15 protein-coding genes are annotated in these 18,288 nt (G+C 62.9%); 4 read left to right on the top strand and 11 right to left on the bottom strand.

Annotated elements, in window-relative coordinates:
* Positions 1-116 precede the first annotated feature (116 nt).
* Positions 117-1,217, top strand: a complete 1,101-nt coding sequence (locus tag J2887_RS21240; RefSeq protein ID WP_227173115.1) for a saccharopine dehydrogenase NADP-binding domain-containing protein — start codon at positions 117-119, stop codon at positions 1,215-1,217.
* Positions 1,218-1,222: 5 nt separating this feature from the next.
* Here the strand turns inward: J2887_RS21240 and J2887_RS21235 are convergent, their stop codons facing one another.
* From J2887_RS21235 to ahpF, 5 genes are all read right to left on the bottom strand, one after another.
* Positions 1,223-2,440 (bottom strand): BCCT family transporter, encoded by a 1,218-nt coding sequence (locus J2887_RS21235; RefSeq protein WP_227173114.1) that lies wholly within the window; start codon positions 2,438-2,440, stop codon positions 1,223-1,225.
* 278 nt (positions 2,441-2,718) lie between these two features.
* Positions 2,719-4,404, bottom strand: coding sequence for a choline dehydrogenase (betA, locus tag J2887_RS21230; RefSeq protein ID WP_227173113.1), 1,686 nt, complete (start codon positions 4,402-4,404; stop codon positions 2,719-2,721).
* Positions 4,405-4,414: 10 nt separating this feature from the next.
* Positions 4,415-5,878 carry a betaine-aldehyde dehydrogenase gene (betB, locus tag J2887_RS21225; protein ID WP_227173112.1) on the bottom strand — a complete coding sequence of 488 codons (1,464 nt, stop codon included), beginning with the start codon at positions 5,876-5,878 and terminating at the stop codon, positions 4,415-4,417.
* 2 nt (positions 5,879-5,880) lie between these two features.
* Entirely contained in the window at positions 5,881-6,141 is a 261-nt protein-coding gene (locus J2887_RS21220) for a hypothetical protein (protein ID WP_227173111.1), read from the bottom strand.
* A gap of 236 nt (positions 6,142-6,377) precedes the next feature.
* Positions 6,378-7,973 carry an alkyl hydroperoxide reductase subunit F gene (ahpF, locus tag J2887_RS21215; protein ID WP_227173110.1) on the bottom strand — a complete coding sequence of 532 codons (1,596 nt, stop codon included), beginning with the start codon at positions 7,971-7,973 and terminating at the stop codon, positions 6,378-6,380.
* Positions 7,974-8,252: 279 nt separating this feature from the next.
* On the opposite strand from ahpF, the gene J2887_RS21210 reads away from it, so the two are divergent.
* Both J2887_RS21210 and J2887_RS21205 read left to right on the top strand, forming a co-directional pair.
* A complete protein-coding gene (locus J2887_RS21210) occupies positions 8,253-9,722 on the top strand; it encodes an IS1182 family transposase (protein WP_227173109.1) in 1,470 nt (489 codons plus the stop codon).
* An 81-nt stretch (positions 9,723-9,803) separates the two neighbouring features.
* Positions 9,804-11,273, top strand: a complete 1,470-nt coding sequence (locus J2887_RS21205; RefSeq protein WP_227173108.1) for an IS1182 family transposase — start codon at positions 9,804-9,806, stop codon at positions 11,271-11,273.
* A gap of 111 nt (positions 11,274-11,384) precedes the next feature.
* Here J2887_RS21205 and ahpC read toward each other — a convergent pair whose 3' ends face one another.
* The 3 genes from ahpC to J2887_RS21190 form a co-directional block, all read right to left on the bottom strand.
* Positions 11,385-11,948 (bottom strand): alkyl hydroperoxide reductase subunit C, encoded by a 564-nt coding sequence (gene ahpC / locus J2887_RS21200; protein ID WP_227173107.1) that lies wholly within the window; start codon positions 11,946-11,948, stop codon positions 11,385-11,387.
* A 162-nt stretch (positions 11,949-12,110) separates the two neighbouring features.
* Positions 12,111-12,278, bottom strand: coding sequence for a hypothetical protein (locus J2887_RS21195; RefSeq protein ID WP_227173106.1), 168 nt, complete (start codon positions 12,276-12,278; stop codon positions 12,111-12,113).
* Positions 12,279-12,280: 2 nt separating this feature from the next.
* Positions 12,281-14,947 (bottom strand): putative bifunctional diguanylate cyclase/phosphodiesterase, encoded by a 2,667-nt coding sequence (locus tag J2887_RS21190; protein WP_227173105.1) that lies wholly within the window; start codon positions 14,945-14,947, stop codon positions 12,281-12,283.
* Between the two features lie 240 nt (positions 14,948-15,187).
* Between J2887_RS21190 and J2887_RS21185 the strand changes: the two genes are divergently transcribed.
* A complete protein-coding gene (locus tag J2887_RS21185) occupies positions 15,188-15,772 on the top strand; it encodes a LysE family translocator (RefSeq protein ID WP_228752891.1) in 585 nt (194 codons plus the stop codon).
* On the opposite strand, the gene J2887_RS21180 is transcribed toward J2887_RS21185, so the two are convergent.
* The 3 genes from J2887_RS21180 to J2887_RS21170 all read right to left on the bottom strand — a co-directional run bounded on the left by J2887_RS21180 (position 15,769) and on the right by J2887_RS21170 (position 18,211).
* On the bottom strand, positions 15,769-16,617 hold the full coding sequence (locus tag J2887_RS21180; protein WP_227173103.1) for an AraC family transcriptional regulator: 849 nt from the start codon (positions 16,615-16,617) through the stop codon (positions 15,769-15,771). The genes J2887_RS21185 and J2887_RS21180 overlap by 4 nt on opposite strands.
* Positions 16,618-16,665: 48 nt before the next feature.
* Positions 16,666-17,511 carry a putative RNA methyltransferase gene (locus tag J2887_RS21175; RefSeq protein ID WP_227173102.1) on the bottom strand — a complete coding sequence of 282 codons (846 nt, stop codon included), beginning with the start codon at positions 17,509-17,511 and terminating at the stop codon, positions 16,666-16,668.
* 70 nt (positions 17,512-17,581) lie between these two features.
* Positions 17,582-18,211 carry a Crp/Fnr family transcriptional regulator gene (locus tag J2887_RS21170; RefSeq protein WP_227173101.1) on the bottom strand — a complete coding sequence of 210 codons (630 nt, stop codon included), beginning with the start codon at positions 18,209-18,211 and terminating at the stop codon, positions 17,582-17,584.
* Between the last annotated feature and the right edge of the window lie 77 nt (positions 18,212-18,288).

Below are 18,288 nucleotides of genomic sequence, written 5' to 3'. Positions count from 1 at the left end.
GCGGGTGATAACGTCGTCACATTCGGGCGATGTGACGCTTCTGGCAACCTGCCGCCGACCACCGCCCATCCGCTATAATCCGCCTCCGTATCGACCCAAGGACTCGGGGAATCAGGATGAAGCGAGTAGTCGTTGTAGGCGGGTATGGCCCGCTTGGCACCCGCCTCTGTCACCATCTCAGCCAACAGGCCGGTCTGGACCTGGTGGTCGCCGGTGCCAGTCAGGCCGCCACCACGGCCCTGGCCAGCCGGCTCAGCCCGCAGGCGCGGGCCCAGCTCAGCACCTCCCTGCTGGCACCGGAGCAAAGCGATTTCAGCAGCCGCCTGCAGGCGCTGGCACCGGATCTGGTCATCGACGCCGATGGCCCCTTCCGCAGTGGCCGCCTGCGGGTGGCCGAAGCCTGCCTGCAGGTGGGCGCCCATTATCTGGACACCGCCACCGAGCGGCGCCATGTCTGTAACCTGGCCCAGCTCAACCAATCGGCACAGCAGGCCGGCGTATTGCTGGTCAGCGGCGCCACCGCTGCGCCCGGCCTGACCTCGGCGGTGGTGAGTCACTATCGTGACGATTTTGCCACCCTGGCGTCGGTGGACCTGGCGCTGGCCCCCGGCCGTCAGGTGGGAATCCGCTACCCGCTGGCTACCCGTCTGCCCTGTCGCTGGGACTTCGGGGGCGCGGTGGGGCAACACTGGACCATCGCCGCCGATGCCGCCGATCAGGTGCTGTTGCCCGGCGCCTGCGAGATCAGTGAACGGGTACAGCTGCAGGTCGCGGTGCCCCGCAACTGGCGTCGGCTGCCGGCGATGGCCATGGCCCGGCTGCGCTCGCTGGCGGCACCGTGCCAGAAACTGCCGGCGATTCCCGCACCGGCGCCGTCGCTCACCACCCAGCCAGGCGCCGACCCCGCCGCCCTGCAGGTGGTCATGACCGGCACCGACCGGCGTAACCGGCGCCAGACCCTGTGCTGGCAACTGACCATGGCAACCGGAGACAACGTCGACCTGGCCATCCTGCCGGCACTGCTGCTGGCCCGACGCTGGCTGCAACGGGGCCACTGGCCCAGCGGCGCGGGCCCGTGCGTGGCACGGCTGTCATTGGCGGAGATTCAGGACCAGGCCGATGACCTGGGGTTCCAGGTGCAGTTGTGGGGCGATCAGCCACCGACCTGGGATGAGGAGGGAACCCCGGCCCCCGCCAGAGGCGGAATGCCGGGGTAATCAGCTTAGCTGACGTACTCGATCTTGCTGAAATCGAGGGTATTTTCCTTCGGTGAACTCTGGATCGAGGCCACCTCTGCCCGCTTCTGCAGGAGGATGTAGCCGAAGCAGCCGAAGTAGATCGCAATCACCAGCGCGCCCACCCACTGAATCTGCAGGAAGTCGAACTGGAACAGCAGTGTCAGCACCGCCAGAGCCACGAAGTTGAACACGAAGTACATGGGCTTGCCCATGCGCTGGGTGGTCAGGCCCAGGTTGTCGGTGTACAGCCGCACCAGCGAATCCAGTGAGTTGATCACCATCAGGATGCCCACAGTGATCATCGCCAGGTTGACGAAGCTGCTGATGGCCAGGCTCTCGGCGTGGAAGTAGTACAGCACGCTGAACCAGATGCCGATCGCCAGTGACGGGAACACCAGCATCGCCAGAAACACCTGCCAGGTGCGCAGGCCACTGATGAAGCGGGCGGTGAACTGGCCAATCATGATGCTCCAGGAGAACCACCAGTAGAGATAGAACTCGTGGTAGTCGTTCAGCGGCAGCATGAACTGGTGCAAGTTGGTGAAGTAGTCACCGATCAGGCCGGCGGTGGCGAAAAAGTCACTGACCTGGCCGTTGTCGGTGAGGAACGCCTGGCCCCACATCATTGCGATCAGGGCGATGAACAGCCAGCTCGACCCCAGGCTCAGCAGGCGGACGTAGCGGATGTTGCTGCTGGAGTAGACCGCCGCCGCGATCGCCAGCATCACAATCAGGTAGAAGGTGGGCACCACCGATTCGCCGTCACCGATCTGCGGCAGGTACCACGGCAGGTTCACCAGCAGCAGGAAGGCGGTAAAGGCACAGGTGCCGATGATCACCACGTTGTTGATCACTTTCACCAGTGGAATATCGAAGAACTTCACCCGCGGCTCGATGACACAGAAATAGAAGCAGGTGAGGAAGTAGAATCCCCAGATCAGAAACGCCCAGAAACCAAACTCAATGGCCAGGGGATTGGCAAAGCCGTACTCGGGGCTTGCCGCCAGATCGGCGTAGCCGCCGAACTCGGTCAGCGGGAACATGATCAGCCCGACATCGAGGCCGGAAGTGAACAGAATCGCAATGAAGGTGAAGGTGTGAACCGGGGTAACGCCAATGCACTTGAGGTCCCACCACTTGAACAGGACCACGGCAATGGCCGCGAAGGTGAATAGCAGGCCTGCAGATAACCAGAGTGTCATGCGCGCCTCCGGTAAAAGCAGTCGATCATTTTGCGCAATAGCATGGGTGTTCCTCCTCTACATTATTGGGGAACCGCTCAGGCACGTCCACAGCCGGATGGCCGGTGGCGTCATTGCCGGGTTCCTTACTAGTTCGAATCGGACACAAACCCCCGCTTGCCAACGGGCCAGGTCTTAGCGATCGCTTGCGTAGGCGAAGGGAGCCGCTTGCCGGAGCAAGGCGGCGATCGCTAAAACCTGATGGTTTGCATGGCAGGGGCCGCAGCCCCTGACCGGACTCAGGCCGGGGTTCGTTTGGCCTGGCCCGTGCGCTGACGCTGGGCCCATTGATCATCCATGATGACCTCGGCGTCAGTCGGTTGCAGGGGCGTCCTGCCCCGGATCAGGTCGGCCGCCCGTTCGGCGACCATAATGGTCGGCGCGTTGAGGTTGCCGTTGGGGATGGTCGGGAATATCGATGAATCCACCACCCTCAGGCCCTGCAGGCCATGAACCCGGGTCTCCGGGTCCACCACCGCCAGGTCATCGCGGCCCATGCGACAGGAACAGGACGGGTGGTAGGCGCTCTCCACCGCCTGACGCACGAAGGCGTCGATGTCCTCGTCGCTCTGAATCTGTTCGCCGGGCTGGATCTCCGCGCCGCGGTAGGCGTCCATCGCCGGCTGGTTGATGATCTCCCGGGTCAGCCGGACACAGTCCCGGAAACCTTCCCGGTCCGCTTCATGCTGCAGGTAGTTGAAGCGGATGCGCGGCGGCTGGCGCGGGTCGTCCGACTGGATGTGGACAATGCCCCGGCTCTTGGGCTTGTTGTGGCCAATGTGCAGCTGGAAGCCGTCGCCATCGAAGGCCTCGCGACCGTCGTAACGCATCGCCGCCGGCAGGAAGTGGTACTGCAGGTCCGGCCATTCGACCCCGGCCTTGGAACGGATGAACCCGCAGGATTCAAAGTGGTTGGTAGCCCCCAGGCCATCCTTGCGCAGAATCCAGCGCACCCCGATCTTGAGCTTGTTCCACCAGTCCAGTTTGCGGTTCAGCGAGACCGGCTGCTTGCAGCGGAACTGGAAGTAGAACTCCAGGTGGTCCTGCAGGTTCTCGCCCACCCCCGGCAGCTCATGGTTGACCTCGACACCGGCCTGCTCCAGCAGCGCCCGGTTGCCGATGCCCGACAGTTGCAGCAGGTGCGGCGAGCCGATGGAGCCGGCCGAGAGAATGACCTCCCGGGCAACCCGCTCGTCGTGCAGCTTGCCGTCCTTCTCGTAGCGCACACCGACCGCGCGCTTGCCGTCCAGCAGCACCCGGTGCACCAGGGCATGGGTCACCACGGTGAGGTTGGGCCGCGCCATCGCCGGACGCAGGTAGGCGTTGGCGGTGGACCAGCGACGGCCGTTCTTGACCGTCATGTGCATCGCCCCGAAGCCTTCCTGCTGGGCACCGTTGTAGTCGTCGGTGGCCAGGTAACCGGCGTCAACGCCGGCGTCGACAAAGGCCTTGTACAGCGGGTTGCGCATGTTGTTGCCGTTGTTCACCCCCAGCGGGCCCTGGTCGCCACGGTAGCGGTCACCACCGAAGGCCCAGGTTTCCGCCTTGCGGAAGTACGGCAGGCAGTGCTGGTAGTCCCAGCCCTCGGCGCCGTGCTGCTGCCACTCGTCAAAATCCCGGGCGTGGCCACGGACGTAGACCATGCCGTTGATGGAGGACGAGCCCCCCAGCACCTTGCCACGGGGACAGTGCATGCGACGGTTGTCCAGGTACGGCTCCGGTTCGGTCTCGAACTGCCAGGCGTACTTCTTGGTGTTCATCGGGATCGACAGGGCGGTGGGCATCTGGATGAAGATGCTCTTGTCGCTGCCGCCGGTTTCCAGCAACAGGACCCGGTGATTACCGTCCTCGGTCAGCCGGTTGGCCAGCACGCAGCCGGCGGAGCCGGCGCCAACGATGATGTAGTCATAACGCGGTTCAGTCATCGGCCACCTCCTAGAACGGGCTCTCGAGGTTGCTCATGCCGACGTACACCGACTTGATCTGAGTGTAATGGTCAAGGGTGACGCGACCGTTCTCGCGGCCGATGCCGGACAGCTTGTAGCCACCCACCGGCATCTCCGCCGGAGAGGCACCGTAACTGTTGATCCAGCAGATGCCGGCCTGGATCTGATGGATCACCCGGTGGGCCCGGCGGATGTCGCGGGTAAACACCCCGGCCGCCAGACCGGTCTCGGTGTCGTTGGCGCGACGGATCACCTCATCCTCGTCACTGAAGGTCAGCACCGACATCACCGGCCCGAAGATCTCTTCGCGGCAGATGGTCATGTCGTCACGGCAGTCGGTGAAGATGGTGGGCTCGACGAAGTAGCCGCCCGGACAGTTGGCCGGTGCCACCGCCTGGCCACCGTGGGCCAGGGTGGCGCCTTCAGCCACGCCCTTGGCGATGTAGTCCATCACCAGATCCCGGTGACCGGCGGAGATCAGGGCACCGAAGTTGGTGTCCGGATCGGTGGGGTCGCCCATCAGGATGTTGTCACGGGTACGGGCCAGCAGGCGCCCCATGAACTGCGGATAGATGGCGTCGTGAACGAACACCCGGGTGCCGTTGGTGCAGATCTCACCCTGGGTGTAGAAATTGCCCAGCATGGCGGCGGAGACGGCGTCGTCGAGATCGGCGTCATCGAACACGATCAGCGGGGACTTGCCGCCAAGTTCCATGGTGACGTCCTTGAGGGAGGCCGCCGAGGCTGCCATCACTTTCTTGCCGGTGCCCACCTCGCCGGTGAACGAGACCTTGGCAATGGCCGGCTCGTTGGTGAGCCAGGCACCAACCGCGCCATCGCCCTGGATGACGTTGAACACGCCGGCGGGCACGCCCGCCTCAATGAAGATTTCCGCCAGTTTGAGGGCACCCAGCGGGGTCTCCTCAGACGGTTTGAAGATCATGCTGTTGCCACAGGCCAGCGCCGGTGCGGATTTCCAGCAGGCGATCTGCAGCGGGTAGTTCCAGGCGCCGATACCGGCACACACACCCAGCGGCTCGCGGCGGGTGTAGTAGAAATCGCCCCCCAGGTCCTGCTGGTTGCCTTCGATGGACGGCGCCAGACCGGCGAAGAATTCGATTGCATCGGCGCCGGTGACCACGTCCACCGCTTCCGCTTCCTGGCGCGGCTTGCCGGTGTCCCGGACTTCCACCATCGCCAGCTCGTCGTTGCGCTCCCGCAGCAGCGCCACCGCTTTCAGCAGAATGCGGCTGCGTTCGATGGCCGGCGTCGCCGACCACTGGGCAAAGCCGCGCTGGGCACTGGCCAGGGCGGCGGCCTGCACACCCTCATCGGCCACTTCCATCTCGTAGATCGCCTCGCCGGTGGCGGGATTGACCACGGTAAAGGTCTCGCCGCTGGTATTGGCCAGCGCACGGCCGTCAACAAAACTCTGGTAACGGGGTAGCGTCATCTTCAATTCACCTCGGTCCGTTGAAAGTTCACCCAATGGTCGGGCCCGGCCAGTTGCAGCCGCACGCCATCGCTAGGCATGCCAGCCACCGCATCAATTGATAAAAAACGGCCAAACAAGAGCGCCCGTGGGCATAGATCCGACACCACATCAAACCGGCCTTTCGGGCCATGGCATCGGTTGGGAAGAACGGCGTTCTTTTTATTGATTGAACGTTCAATTAAGGCATAGGTTAACGAAATGTCAGGGCGAATACAAGCCAAACTGATCACTTAGTGATCAACAGCCGTCACCAGAGCGCCTGCATGACGCCAGAAAACCGGAGCTATGGTCTTTATTTTCAGAGAGTTACCGGTAAGCCAGGAAAAGGCCGGAACGGAACCGCGGATCGGCAGGGTTTACCCCCGGGGCACAAACAAAAACAGGCACCGGATCACTCCGGTGCCTGCGCTCTCTCAGCGGGCTTCGCCGCTCACTTATTGTCCGTCGGCAGGCGGTTTCAGGCGGCCTGGTCACCGTCCTCCGCATCCGGGTTGTTGTGACGGATCAAGAAGTCAAAGGCGCTCAACGCTGCCTTGGCGCCATCCCCCATGGAAATGACAATCTGCTTGTAGGGCACGGTGGTGGCATCGCCGGCGGCAAACACACCGGGGATGGAGGTTTCACCGCGGTCGTTGACCACAATCTCGCCGTGCTGGCTCAGCTCGATATCGCCTTTGAGCCACTCGGTGTTGGGCACCAGACCGATCTGCACAAACACCCCTTCCAGCGCCAGCTGATGGCTCTCGCCGTTGCTGCGGTCGGTGTAGGCCAGACCACTGACCTTGCCATCGGTGCCCAGGATCTCGGTGGTCTGGGCAGACACCAGAATGTCGACATTGGGCAGGCTGCGCAGTTTCTGCTGCAACACCTCGTCCGCCCGCAGCTGATCGCCAAATTCGATCAAGGTCACGTGGCCGACAATCCCGGCCAGATCAATGGCGGCCTCAACGCCGGAGTTGCCGCCGCCAATCACTGCCACCCGCTTGCCCTTGAACAGCGGGCCGTCGCAGTGCGGGCAGTAGGCCACGCCCTTGTTGCGGTACTCGGCTTCACCCGGCACACCCAGCTGACGCCAGCGGGCACCGGTGGACAGCACCACACTGCGGGCCTGAAGGGTGGCACCGTTGGCCAGGCGGACCTGGTGGTAGCCACCGGTCTGGGCGGCCGGCACCAGCTTCTCGGCGCGCTGCAGGTTCATCACATCGACATCGTAGTCGCCAACGTGCTGCTCCATCGCCGCTACCAGTTTGGGCCCTTCGGTGTAGGGCACGGAAATCAGGTTCTCGATGCCCATGGTGTCGCTGACCTGGCCACCAAAACGCTCAGCGGCAATGCCCGTGGCGATGCCCTTGCGGGCGGCGTAGATGGCCGCGGCCGACCCGGCCGGACCGCCGCCGATCACCAGCACCTCAAACGGCGCTTTCTGGTTGAGCTTCTCGGCCTCGCGGGCACCGGCGTTGGTGTCGACCTTGGCGACAATTTCCTCCAGCGTCATGCGGCCCGAGCCCCAGGGCTCACCGTTGAGGTAGACACTGGGTACCGCCATCACTTCCCGCTGTGCCACTTCGTCCTGGAACAGCGCCCCGTCGATGGAGGTGTGCTTGATGTTGGGGTTCAGCACGCTCATCAGGTTCAGCGCCTGCACCACGTCCGGGCAGTTCTGGCAGGACAGCGAGAAATAGGTCTCGAACTCAAACTCGCCGTCCAGCGCCTGAATCTGCTCAATCACCTCCTGACTGGCTTTGGACGGGTGGCCGCCCACCTGCAACAGTGCCAGCACCAGCGAGGTGAACTCGTGGCCCATGGGAATGCCGGCAAACCGCACCCCGATGTCGGTGCCCACCCGGTTGATGGCGAAGGATGGCCGACGAACGTCGGCGGCGCCATCCTCGTCGGTCAGCGAGACCTGGTCCGACAGTCCGGCAATCTCCTGCAGCAGCTGATGCAGCTCACGGGACTTGTCGCTGTCGTCCAGCGCCGCCACCAGCTCCACCGGCTGGGTGACGTTGGCGAGGTAGGCTTTGAGTTGATCCTTCAGATTGGCATCCAACATGGTGTCTGTTCCCCTTTGGCAATCCGCCGGGGTTGGTGCCGGCGGGCTTGGTGAATCGTTATCGAATTACCCCGTACGATACGGCCCGGCTGAAATATGCTCAAATTGATTGCCATTAAACGTTCAATAGAGAATTTCTATTCATCGTCCGCACCCGCCAACGTTCTGATCGCCATAAAAAAACCCCGGACAAGCCGGGGTTCCAGACTGCTGACAAACCCTCGCCATGGTAGCGGGGGTTTGTTGTAATTGGGCCAGCGACTTTCCAGAGGCTGCCCCATGCTCAAAGAGCCCTCCCCACAACAACACGAACTCGAGATGGTCTGTCTCGAGTCCCTGGTTCCTGAAACCCATCTGCTTCGCTCAATCGATCACGCCATTGATTTCGAGTTCATTCGTGAGCGTGTACGGCACCTGTATTGCGCAAACAACGGCCGCCCGGCCCTTGATCCGGTGGTGTTGTTCAAGATGCTGTTTCTGGGCTACCTGTTCGGTATCCGCAGTGAGCGGCAGCTGGTGCGGGAGATTCAGGTCAATGTGGCCTACCGCTGGTTCCTGCGTTTCAACCTGACCGACAAGGTGCCAGATGCCTCCACGCTGAGCCAGAACCGCCGTCGTCGCTTTCATGACAGCCACATCTATCAGGAGATCTTCGATGAGATCGTGCTTCAGGCCATGAGGTACGGCCTGGTTGGTGGCGAAGTGCTCTACACCGACAGCACCCACCTCAAGGCCAACGCCAACAAGAACAAGTACGACCTGGCACAGGCGGAAGTGAAGGTGGTGGATTACCTGGAGAGTCTGGAGCAGGCGATCGAGAGCGACCGCAAGGCTCATGGCAAGAAGCCGCTGAAAACGAAGCTGTCCGAGCAGCCGCCCAAAATGAAGGACACCAAGGTGAGTCGTACCGACTCGGACAGCGGTTACATGGTGCGGGAAGGGAAACCCAAGGGCTTCTTCTATCTGGACCACCGGACGGTGGATGGGCGTCATGCCATCATCACAGACAGTTACGCGACCCCGGCCAATCTCCATGACAGCCGGCCTTACCTCGATCGGTTGGACCGCCAGCGAGAACGCTTCGGTTTTGACGTCTGGGGTGTGGGGTTGGATGCGGGGTACTACACGGCGGGTCTCTGCAAGGGCCTGGAAGACCGGGGCATCTATGGCGTGATGGGCTACCGACGCCCCAACAAGCCCAAGGGCTATCTCCCCAAGCGTGCCTTCACCTATGACCCGGAAACCAATACCTATCGCTGCCCCGAGGGACAGTTGCTGATCTACGCCACCACCAACCGGCAGGGCTACCGGGAGTACAAGTCCAACCCGGTTCACTGCAAAGACTGCCCGCTACTTGGTCAGTGCACGCGCAGCGCTAACCACGTCAAGGTGCTCACCCGCCATGTTTGGCAGGACTGCAAAGAACGAGTCGACCAAAACCGATTAACGCCTTGGGGCAAGGCGCTGTACAAACGACGGCAAGAGACGGTGGAGCGCTCGTTCGCGGATGCCAAGCAGTTGCATGGCCATCGCTATGCTCGATTGCGAGGGCTGTCAAAGGTCCGCGAGCAATGTCTGTTGGCTGCGACTGCCCAGAACATGAAGAAGATCGCGCAGCTCCTGGCGCGTATTTTGGGGCTGAAATCGCTTGCAGCACTGGTCTTACAGGCATCAATCCTGGCATGGACTCAAAAACGGGTTGATAGGAAGTATCGACGAGGAAGGCTGACTCAAGCGACCGTCGGCTGAAAACAGAACGACCAAATGCAACAAACCCCGGAAAACCGGGGTTTGTTGCATTTGGGTCAGCGACTTTCCAGAGGCTGCCCCATGCTCAAAGAGCCCTCCCCACAACAACACGAACTCGAGATGGTCTGTCTCGAGTCCCTGGTTCCTGAAACCCATCTGCTTCGCTCAATCGATCACGCCATTGATTTCGAGTTCATTCGTGAGCGTGTACTGCACCTGTATTGCGCGAACAACGGCCGCCCGGCCCTTGATCCGGTGGTGTTGTTCAAGATGCTGTTTCTGGGCTACCTGTTCGGTATCCGCAGTGAGCGGCAGCTGGTGCGGGAGATTCAGGTCAATGTGGCCTACCGCTGGTTCCTGCGTTTCAACCTGACCGACAAGGTGCCAGATGCCTCCACGCTGAGCCAGAACCGCCGTCGTCGCTTTCATGACAGCCACATCTATCAGGAGATCTTCGATGAGATCGTGCTTCAGGCCATGAGGTACGGCCTGGTTGGTGGCGAAGTGCTCTACACCGACAGCACCCACCTCAAGGCCAACGCCAACAAGAACAAGTACGACCTGGCACAGGCGGAAGTGAAGGTGGTGGATTACCTGGAGAGTTTGGAGCAGGCGATCGAGAGCGACCGCAAGGCTCATGGCAAGCAGCCGCTGAAAACGAAGCTGTCCGAGCAGCCGCCCAAAATGAAGGACACCAAGGTGAGTCGTACCGACTCGGACAGCGGTTACATGGTGCGGGAAGGGAAACCCAAGGGCTTCTTCTATCTGGACCACCGGACGGTGGATGGGCGTCATGCCATCATCACAGACAGTTACGCGACCCCGGCCAATCTCCATGACAGCCGGCCTTACCTCGATCGGTTGGACCGCCAGCGAGAACGCTTCGGTTTTGACGTCTGGGGTGTGGGGTTGGATGCGGGGTACTACACGGCGGGTCTCTGCAAGGGCCTGGAAGACCGGGGCATCTATGGCGTGATGGGCTACCGACGCCCCAACAAGCCCAAGGGCTATCTTCCCAAGCGCGCCTTCACCTATGACCGGGAAACCAATACCTATCGCTGCCCCGAGGGACAGTTGCTGATCTACGCCACCACCAACCGGCAGGGCTACCGGGAGTACAAGTCCAACCCGGTTCACTGCAAAGACTGCCCGCTACTTGGTCAGTGCACGCGCAGCGCTAACCACGTCAAGGTGCTCACCCGCCATGTTTGGCAGGACTGCAAAGAACGAGTCGACCAAAACCGATTAACGCCTTGGGGCAAGGCGCTGTACAAACGACGGCAAGAGACGGTGGAGCGCTCGTTCGCGGATGCCAAGCAGTTGCATGGCCATCGCTATGCTCGATTGCGAGGGCTGTCAAAGGTCCGCGAGCAATGTCTGTTGGCTGCGACTGCCCAGAATATGAAGAAGATCGCGCAGCTCCTGGCGCGTATTTTGGGGCTGAAATCGCTTGCAGCACTGGTCTTACAGGCGTCTATCCTGGCATGGACTCAAAAACGGGTTGATAGGAAGTATCGACGAGGAAGGCTGACTCAAGCGACCGTCGGCTGAAAACAGAACGACCAAATGCAACAAACCCCGGAAAACCGGGGTTTGTCAGCAGTCTGAAACCCCGGACAAGCCGGGGTTCTCGGTACAGCACCAGGTCGCTGACCGGTCAGCTTAGATCTTGCCAACCAGGTCCAGGGACGGCGCCAGAGTCTCTTCGCCTTCTTTCCACTTCGCCGGGCACACTTCGCCCGGATTGTTGCGGACGTACTGGGCGGCCTTGACCTTGCGCAGCAGGTCGTCGGCGTCACGGCCGATGCCTTCGGCAGTCACTTCCACCGCCTGGATGATGCCGTCCGGATCGATCAGAAAGGTGGCGCGGTCGGCCAGGCCCTGACCTTCACGCATCACACCGAAGTTGTTGGTGATGGTGCCGGTCTGGTCGCCCACCATGAAGTAGTTGATCTTGCCGATGGTCTCGGAAGTGTCGTGCCATGCCTTGTGGGTGAAGTGGGTGTCGGTGGAGACGGAGAACACTTCCACGCCCAGCTTCTGCAGCTCGTCGTACTTGTCGGCAACGTCGCCCAGCTCGGTCGGGCAGACGAAGGTGAAGTCGGCCGGGTAGAAGAAGAAGACCGCCCACTTGCCCTTGACGTTGGCTTCGCTGATTTCAACGAACTCGCCCTGTTTGAAAGCAGTGGCGTTAAACGGTTTGATTTCGGTATTGATCAAAGACATCCAGCAATCTCCTGTCGATTGGATTCGCGTGTTTGAAACGAGTTGATAAGGTAGGCCGAAGTGGCAGAAGGCTCAAATTGATTGTTTCTAGGCGACCAATAGAATTCACCTATCTGATCGCCAGCCCCGCCATGGCGCGCCTTCGGCCAGGTTCAACGCGGCTCAATCCGGCCAGGGCCCGCCGCCGTGATGCAGGCATTCCATGCGCTGGTGAAGGTCGGTCTCGAAGCGACAGGCGTGCTGGCGCTGTGGATCGGCCAACTGATCAATGGGCTTGCCGACGCAACCGACAATAAGTACTGCCGTGATCAGTGCCAGATACCGTGCCATGGTCATCCCCCTTCGTTCGGCCCCGGGAAACCGCTGACAAGATGACCCGGGCGTTTGCCGATGGTTCCCGGCGACGCATTAACACCCTGCAGCAGGGATTCCACCTCCGCCAGTGCCAGCGGCCGCGCGAACAGAAAGCCCTGGAACCGGTCGCACCCCATGGCCACCAGGGCCTGGAACTGATCGTCCCGTTCCACCCCCTCGGCCACCACTGTCAGCTCCATTTCCGCCGCCAGGGCAATGATCATCCGGGCGATGGCCGCGTCACCGGCGGACCGGTGCAGGCAGCGGACAAAGCCCTGGTCGATCTTGAGCTCGTCCAGCGGCAACCGCTTGAGATAACCCAGCGACGAGTAGCCGGTGCCGAAATCGTCCAGCGACACCCGGATACCCAGGGCCTTGAGGCGCTGCAAACGATCCCGGATCAGCTCCAGATCCTGGGCGAACACACTCTCCGTCAACTCCAGCTTGAGCAGCCGCGGCGGTGCCCCGGAGCGCGCCAGCGCGGCCTCCACCGACGCCACGAACGCCGGCTGGTGAAACTGGCGGGCACTGACGTTCACTGCCATCACCAACTGGCTGAACGGCGCCGGGGCAGCCTGCCACTGCGCCAGCTGGTGGCAGGCCTGGTCCAGCACCCAGTGCCCCAGGGGCACGATGAAGCCGTTCTCCTCCGCCAGCGGAATGAACGCCCCCGGCGACACCCAACCGCGTTCCGGCGAATGCCAGCGCACCAGCGCTTCCACTCCCGCCGGCTGCTGCCGGCAGTCCACCTGCAACTGGTAGTGCAACTGGAACTGGCCATGCTTGAGCCCCAGGTGCAGGTCCGATTCCAGTTGCAGCCGTTCGGTGACGATCCGCTGCATCTCGGCATCGTAGAAGGCAATCCGGTTCTTGCCGTTTTCCTTGGCGCGGTACATCGCCAGATCGGCGTGGCGCAGCAGTTCGTCCGGCTGACGGCGGCGACCGAAAAACAGCGTGACCCCAAGGCTGGGGGAGCCAGTGTACTCACCTCCTGACAACCGGTAGGGCCGGTTCAGTTGACGTCGGACCCGTTCACAGACTTTTTCCACCTGGGTGGCCGCCCGGGTCGGATCACCGGCAAAGCCCTTGAGGATCAACACGAACTCATCGCCGCCCAGGCGGGCGACGGTGTCCAGGTCCTTGACGGTGGCCGACAGTCGCTGACCCACCTGCCGCAGCAGCTCATCGCCCACTGCGTGACCGGCGGAGTCGTTGATGGTCTTGAAGTCGTCCAGATCAATGAACACCAGGGCGGCGTGTTGGGTATTGCGCTCACTGGAAGCCTGGGCCTGGACCAGCCGGTCCACCAGCAGGCGGCGATTGGGCAGGCCGGTGAGCGGGTCAAAAAACGCCAGCTGCTCGATCTCCGCCTCCGCCCGCTTGCTCTGGCTCAGATCCCGTACCGCCGCCACGTAACGCAGGTCACCCTGGGCATCGATCACCGACAGTTTGACCTCAGCAGGAAACACGCTGCCATCGGCCCGCACCCCTTCCACTTCCCGACCGTCGACCAGACCGCCCTGCTTGCGCAGCAGCCGATACAGGCTGCGGCGGTGGGGATAGGTCAGCAATTCCGCCACCGGGTGTTCAATCACATCCCCGGCCTGCAAACCAAAGATCCGCTCGGCGGCGGGATTGAAGGTGCGAATCCGGCCTTTGTGGTCAATGGTGAGAATGGCGTCCGCCACATTGGCGAGGATGGCCTCGGTCTGTTCCGCCTGCTGGCGCAATCGCCGCTGCGCCTCCACCTGGGCGGTGATGTCGTGGAAGTAGCCGTGCCACAGCATGCTGCCATCCGGTTGCGGTTCCGGCACTGAGCGCGCCTCGACCCAGAACACCTCACCACTGGGGCGGCGGCCACGAAACTGCAGGAACCAGGGAGTGAGATTGGCCCGGGAGGTCTCGATGGCCTCAAAGAACCGCCCCAGGTCCTCCGGGTGGATACGGGCCAGTAGCGGTCGCACGTCCTCACGGGCCTGGGCCGCCGGCACCTCGAACAGCTGTTCCACGGTGTCGCTGATGAAGGGACAGCGGGCAAAACCATCGGGGAACAGCTGGAACTGGTAGACCACACCGGGAAACTGGCTGGCAAAGGTACTGAGACTCTGGTCCAGACGCCGCCGCTCGTTGGCGTCGAGCCAGCCCTGCACCGCCGACGCCAGCATCCGCGCCGCCGGCGCCAGGCCACTGGCCACCTCCGACACCGATGGCAGCGCCTGGCGCACACCTTCACAACTGAGATAACCGAGGTCGGCGCCATCGGCGCTTACCGGCACCATCACCAGGGAGCGGGTCTGGTGTTTCTGCAACAGCGATTTTTCCGCCGCCGCCTCCTGACCCAGCGCCTCGGGCTGATCGATGGTCACCTGACGCTGGCCCCGCAGTTGCGCCACCAACCAGGGGAAGCGGGCCAGGGTCAGCCGCTGCCAACCCGGCGCCAGGGTGTGATCCTCCACCTGCCAGGCATGGGAACGCCGCAACACGGCACCGGCATGATCCAGCAGATGCAGGCTGCAGCGACAGGCCTGAAAACGATCTCCCAGCTTGCCAAGGAAACGGTGAATGGCGTTGTCATGCCCGGCGGTCGGTGCCTCAACCAGTGCCAGGCTCAGGTCCAGCCAGTCGGCATCACTCCAGCTCTGCATCGCGTTTCATCGCCCTCCCTACCGTTGCCATGGTCGCCATTGGGCCCACTGTCCGACGATCATGGCTATCAGTGAAGCAGTCCTTACCCGGGCTTGCCAGTGTGCCCTGGTCGTAAATGGAGACCGCAGAGGGAGGTACGACCCGGGGTGTCATTTTGTTCAATACCCGGCGAATACGGCCGGGCACAATCAATGCCCCTGTCAATGGACTCTCACAACCACAAGGAGCCAGCCATGAGCCTGTCCCTGATTCTGCCCATGTCCGCCTTTGCCCTGGCCGCCTCGATCTCCCCCGGACCGGTCAATCTGGTCTGCCTCAGCAGCGGTACCCGCTATCCGATGGCTCGCGGGCTGATCTTTGTCACCGGCGCCACTCTGGGGTTTATCGTGCTGTTTCTCGCCATCGGATTCGGACTGCACGCACTGCTGTCGCAACTGCCCGGCTTCAACCAGATCCTGCGCTGGGGCGGCATCGCCTTTCTGCTGTACCTCAGCTACCAGCTGGCCCGGGACAGCGGGGAGCTGCCGGAGACTGAGGGGCACGGCCCCGGTTTCATCACCGGGTGGATGATGCAGTGGCTCAATCCCAAGGCCTGGCTGGCCTCGGTTTCCGGTATTGGCGCCTACACCCAGGGCGCCGAGACTGGCCAGGTGCTGCTGTTCGCCGCGCTGTACCTGCCAATCTGCTGGCTGTCGCTGGGAAGCTGGGTGGTGAGTGGGGCCTTTCTGCGGCATTACGTCCGCCAGCCCAACGTGCTGCAGGGGCTGAACCGGACCCTGGCGGCACTGCTGGCCGCCAGCTGTGTGTTCCTGATGGTGAGCTAGGAGTCGCTGGCGCCGACAGAAGAAGTCTGACGCCGGTACTGGTTGGGGGTGGCTGCTACCAGACGCTTGAAGGTGCGCTGGAAATGGGGCTGATCGCTGAACCCGGCATTAAGGGCCGCTTCGGCGATGGGCAGTCCCTGGCGCAGCTGTTGCCGGCCCAGCTGAATGCGACGATTGACCAGGTAGGCATGGGGCGTCAGGCCAAAAGCCTGACGGAAGGCGCGGATCAGGTAGCCCGGGCTGCAGCCAACCTGCTGACAGAGGGCGTCAAGGCTGAGATCGTCGGTACAGTGCTGGTCCAGATACGTCGCCAGTTCACCGATCCTGGGCGGCACTCTCACCGGTACCGGCGAGGGTGCCGCCGCGACTCGCTCAAGCAGGTGCGTCAGATAGTCCACCAGCCGGTCCTGTTTCGCCAGCAGTTCCCGGTCCGGGTCCAGCAGTGTGTCGGCCAGCTCGCAGAAGCCCTGGTACAACTCGGGATCATCCTGCGTGGCGGTGGCCAGGTCCTGCCAGGCCGGGGCCGGCAGTTGGTCAAGATCGTGGCGCAGGCGGGTCAGCCAGTGGGTGTCGACGTACAGCATCAGGTAGGACCAGGGCTGGTTGTCGATGGGGTTGCAGTTGTGCACCCAGTCGGGATTGATCAGCACCAGATCACCTGCCTTCATGTAATGGCGCTGGCCGCGGTAGTCGAAGGTGCTGCACCCGGCAGTGATGGCCCCCAGGGACCATTCCCGGTGGCTGTGGGGGGCGTAACAGACCTGGCGACCGTCGGCCACCTTACGCAGCTCGACGTGAGGCAGACGATCGTCGCACCAGAAGATCGGATCAGGGGTTGCGGTCACGGCGGGTCATCCCGGTTGCCACTGGAGCGTCCAGCATAGCACGGACCGCTATCGTCGCTGCCAGCTCACCAGGCGCACATCCACCGTGACCTCAAGGGCGTCCAGCGCCGCAGCCCGGGCCCGGCCTTCGGCCTTGGCGCGATAGCCATGAGGTGTCATCGCCAGCAGGTCGGCAATGCGCTCCTGGCTGGGCAGGGTCAGGGGGTAATGGATACGCTCTTCACCCTCGCGCTCAAACCCAGCCGGGGCGTCGGCCCCGGTGTTGGCGGACTCACGCAGCTGGGGATAGAGAATTTCCCGCAGCTGGCGCAAATGCTCCGGGCCGGCGTCCACCTGCAACAGGCGGCCACCGGGTTTGAGCACCCGGGCAAACTGGTCATAGACCGGGAACCCGAACAGGCACAGCACCCAGTCCAGGGCGTTGTCGGCCACCGGCAGGTTGGCATTGCTGGCCACCAGCCAGCGCACCCGCCGGTCCTGGCGGGCAGCGGCCTGCACCGCCCACTTCGAGATATCCAGCCCCAGCAGTTCCAGATCCCGGCCGGCAGCGGTGGCCGACTCCGCCAGTACCCTCAGGTAGTAGCCTTCGCCGCAGCCGGCATCCAGGCAACGCAAGGGCGCGGTGGACGGGGCCGCCGCCAGCACCCGGCGGCTGACCGCCTCGGCAATGGGGTGGTAATCGTCATGGGCCAGGAACCGTTGCCGGGCGGCGACCATGTCCTTGCTGTCGCCGGGGTCACGGGAGCGTTTGTTCTGCACCGGCAGCAGATGCACGTAGCCCTGGCGGGCAGTGTCAAAGCTGTGGCCGGACGGGCAGCACCAGCGCCGCTCCTCCGCGCTCAGCGGGGCGCCATCCAGCGGACAGGTCAGAGCCTGGAAAGGGGTAATGGTCATGGTTGGTCCACCATCGGGTTCCGGTATTTGCGGCAAAGCCGCCTATCAGACCAGCAGCGGCTTGCCGAAATCAAGCCGAAGACGTCGATGATCCCAGGAAACGGATCACCCCGCGCCCCAGTTGCAGCTGGCCCTGATGTTCCAGCTCCTTGAGCAGTCGGCTCACAACCTCGCGGGCCGTGCCCAACTCCACCGCCAGTTGCTGGTGGGTGATGCGGATCTCGCCCCGCGGACGATGACCGGCCAGCCATTCCGCCAGGCGCTCGTCCATGCGCCGAAACGCCACTTCCTCCACCAGCAGCATCAGGTCGTCGAGTCGTCGGCCATAGGCGGCCATCACCACCTGGCGGAACTCGGGCGACTGGGCCATCAATTGCTCGAACAGCACCACCGGCAGCAGCTGGACCGTAACCGGGCTCTCCGTCACCGCCTCGGCACGGTAGCCGGCGCCGGTCATCAGGCAGCCGATCGACAGGGTACAGACATCCCCGGCCTCCACCCGGTACAGCACGATGCTGTGGCCGGACGCTCCGGTCATCTGCACCCGCACCGTGCCGGTGACCACCAGAGGCAGACCACGGCAGCCATCCCCGGCGCGGAACAGTACCTCGCCGGCGGCGATATCAACGACCTGACTGCCATCACGAATGCGTGCCTGTATCGCTTCCGGCAGTCCCTGCCACACGCCCTGCTCACTCATTACACTCTCCTCTTCTGACACCAGCGCTGCGCCCGCTAATTTAGTGCCGCGCCACCCCGGGGACTGTGACTTAGTCA

Origin of the sequence: Marinobacter sp. CA1 (assembly GCF_020546665.1) — a bacterium.
Lineage (GTDB): Bacteria > Pseudomonadota > Gammaproteobacteria > Pseudomonadales > Oleiphilaceae > Marinobacter > Marinobacter xestospongiae.
The sequence above is the reverse complement of the archived record's forward strand: the minus strand, read 5'-3'. Positions and strand labels throughout refer to the sequence as shown.

Excerpts from the sequence above, each read along its gene's own strand:
- J2887_RS21240 (WP_227173115.1), top strand. The coding sequence starts at position 117 with ATGAAGCGAGTAGTCGTTGTAGGCGGGTATGGCCCGCTTGGCACCCGC.
- J2887_RS21235 (WP_227173114.1), bottom strand. The coding sequence starts at position 2,440 with ATGACACTCTGGTTATCTGCAGGCCTGCTATTCACCTTCGCGGCCATT.
- betA (WP_227173113.1), bottom strand. The coding sequence starts at position 4,404 with ATGACTGAACCGCGTTATGACTACATCATCGTTGGCGCCGGCTCCGCC.
- betB (WP_227173112.1), bottom strand. The coding sequence starts at position 5,878 with ATGACGCTACCCCGTTACCAGAGTTTTGTTGACGGCCGTGCGCTGGCC.
- ahpF (WP_227173110.1), bottom strand. The coding sequence starts at position 7,973 with ATGTTGGATGCCAATCTGAAGGATCAACTCAAAGCCTACCTCGCCAAC.
- J2887_RS21210 (WP_227173109.1), top strand. The coding sequence starts at position 8,253 with ATGCTCAAAGAGCCCTCCCCACAACAACACGAACTCGAGATGGTCTGT.
- J2887_RS21205 (WP_227173108.1), top strand. The coding sequence starts at position 9,804 with ATGCTCAAAGAGCCCTCCCCACAACAACACGAACTCGAGATGGTCTGT.
- ahpC (WP_227173107.1), bottom strand. The coding sequence starts at position 11,948 with ATGTCTTTGATCAATACCGAAATCAAACCGTTTAACGCCACTGCTTTC.
- J2887_RS21195 (WP_227173106.1), bottom strand. The coding sequence starts at position 12,278 with ATGGCACGGTATCTGGCACTGATCACGGCAGTACTTATTGTCGGTTGC.
- J2887_RS21190 (WP_227173105.1), bottom strand. The coding sequence starts at position 14,947 with ATGCAGAGCTGGAGTGATGCCGACTGGCTGGACCTGAGCCTGGCACTG.
- J2887_RS21175 (WP_227173102.1), bottom strand. The coding sequence starts at position 17,511 with ATGACCATTACCCCTTTCCAGGCTCTGACCTGTCCGCTGGATGGCGCC.
- J2887_RS21170 (WP_227173101.1), bottom strand. The coding sequence starts at position 18,211 with ATGAGTGAGCAGGGCGTGTGGCAGGGACTGCCGGAAGCGATACAGGCA.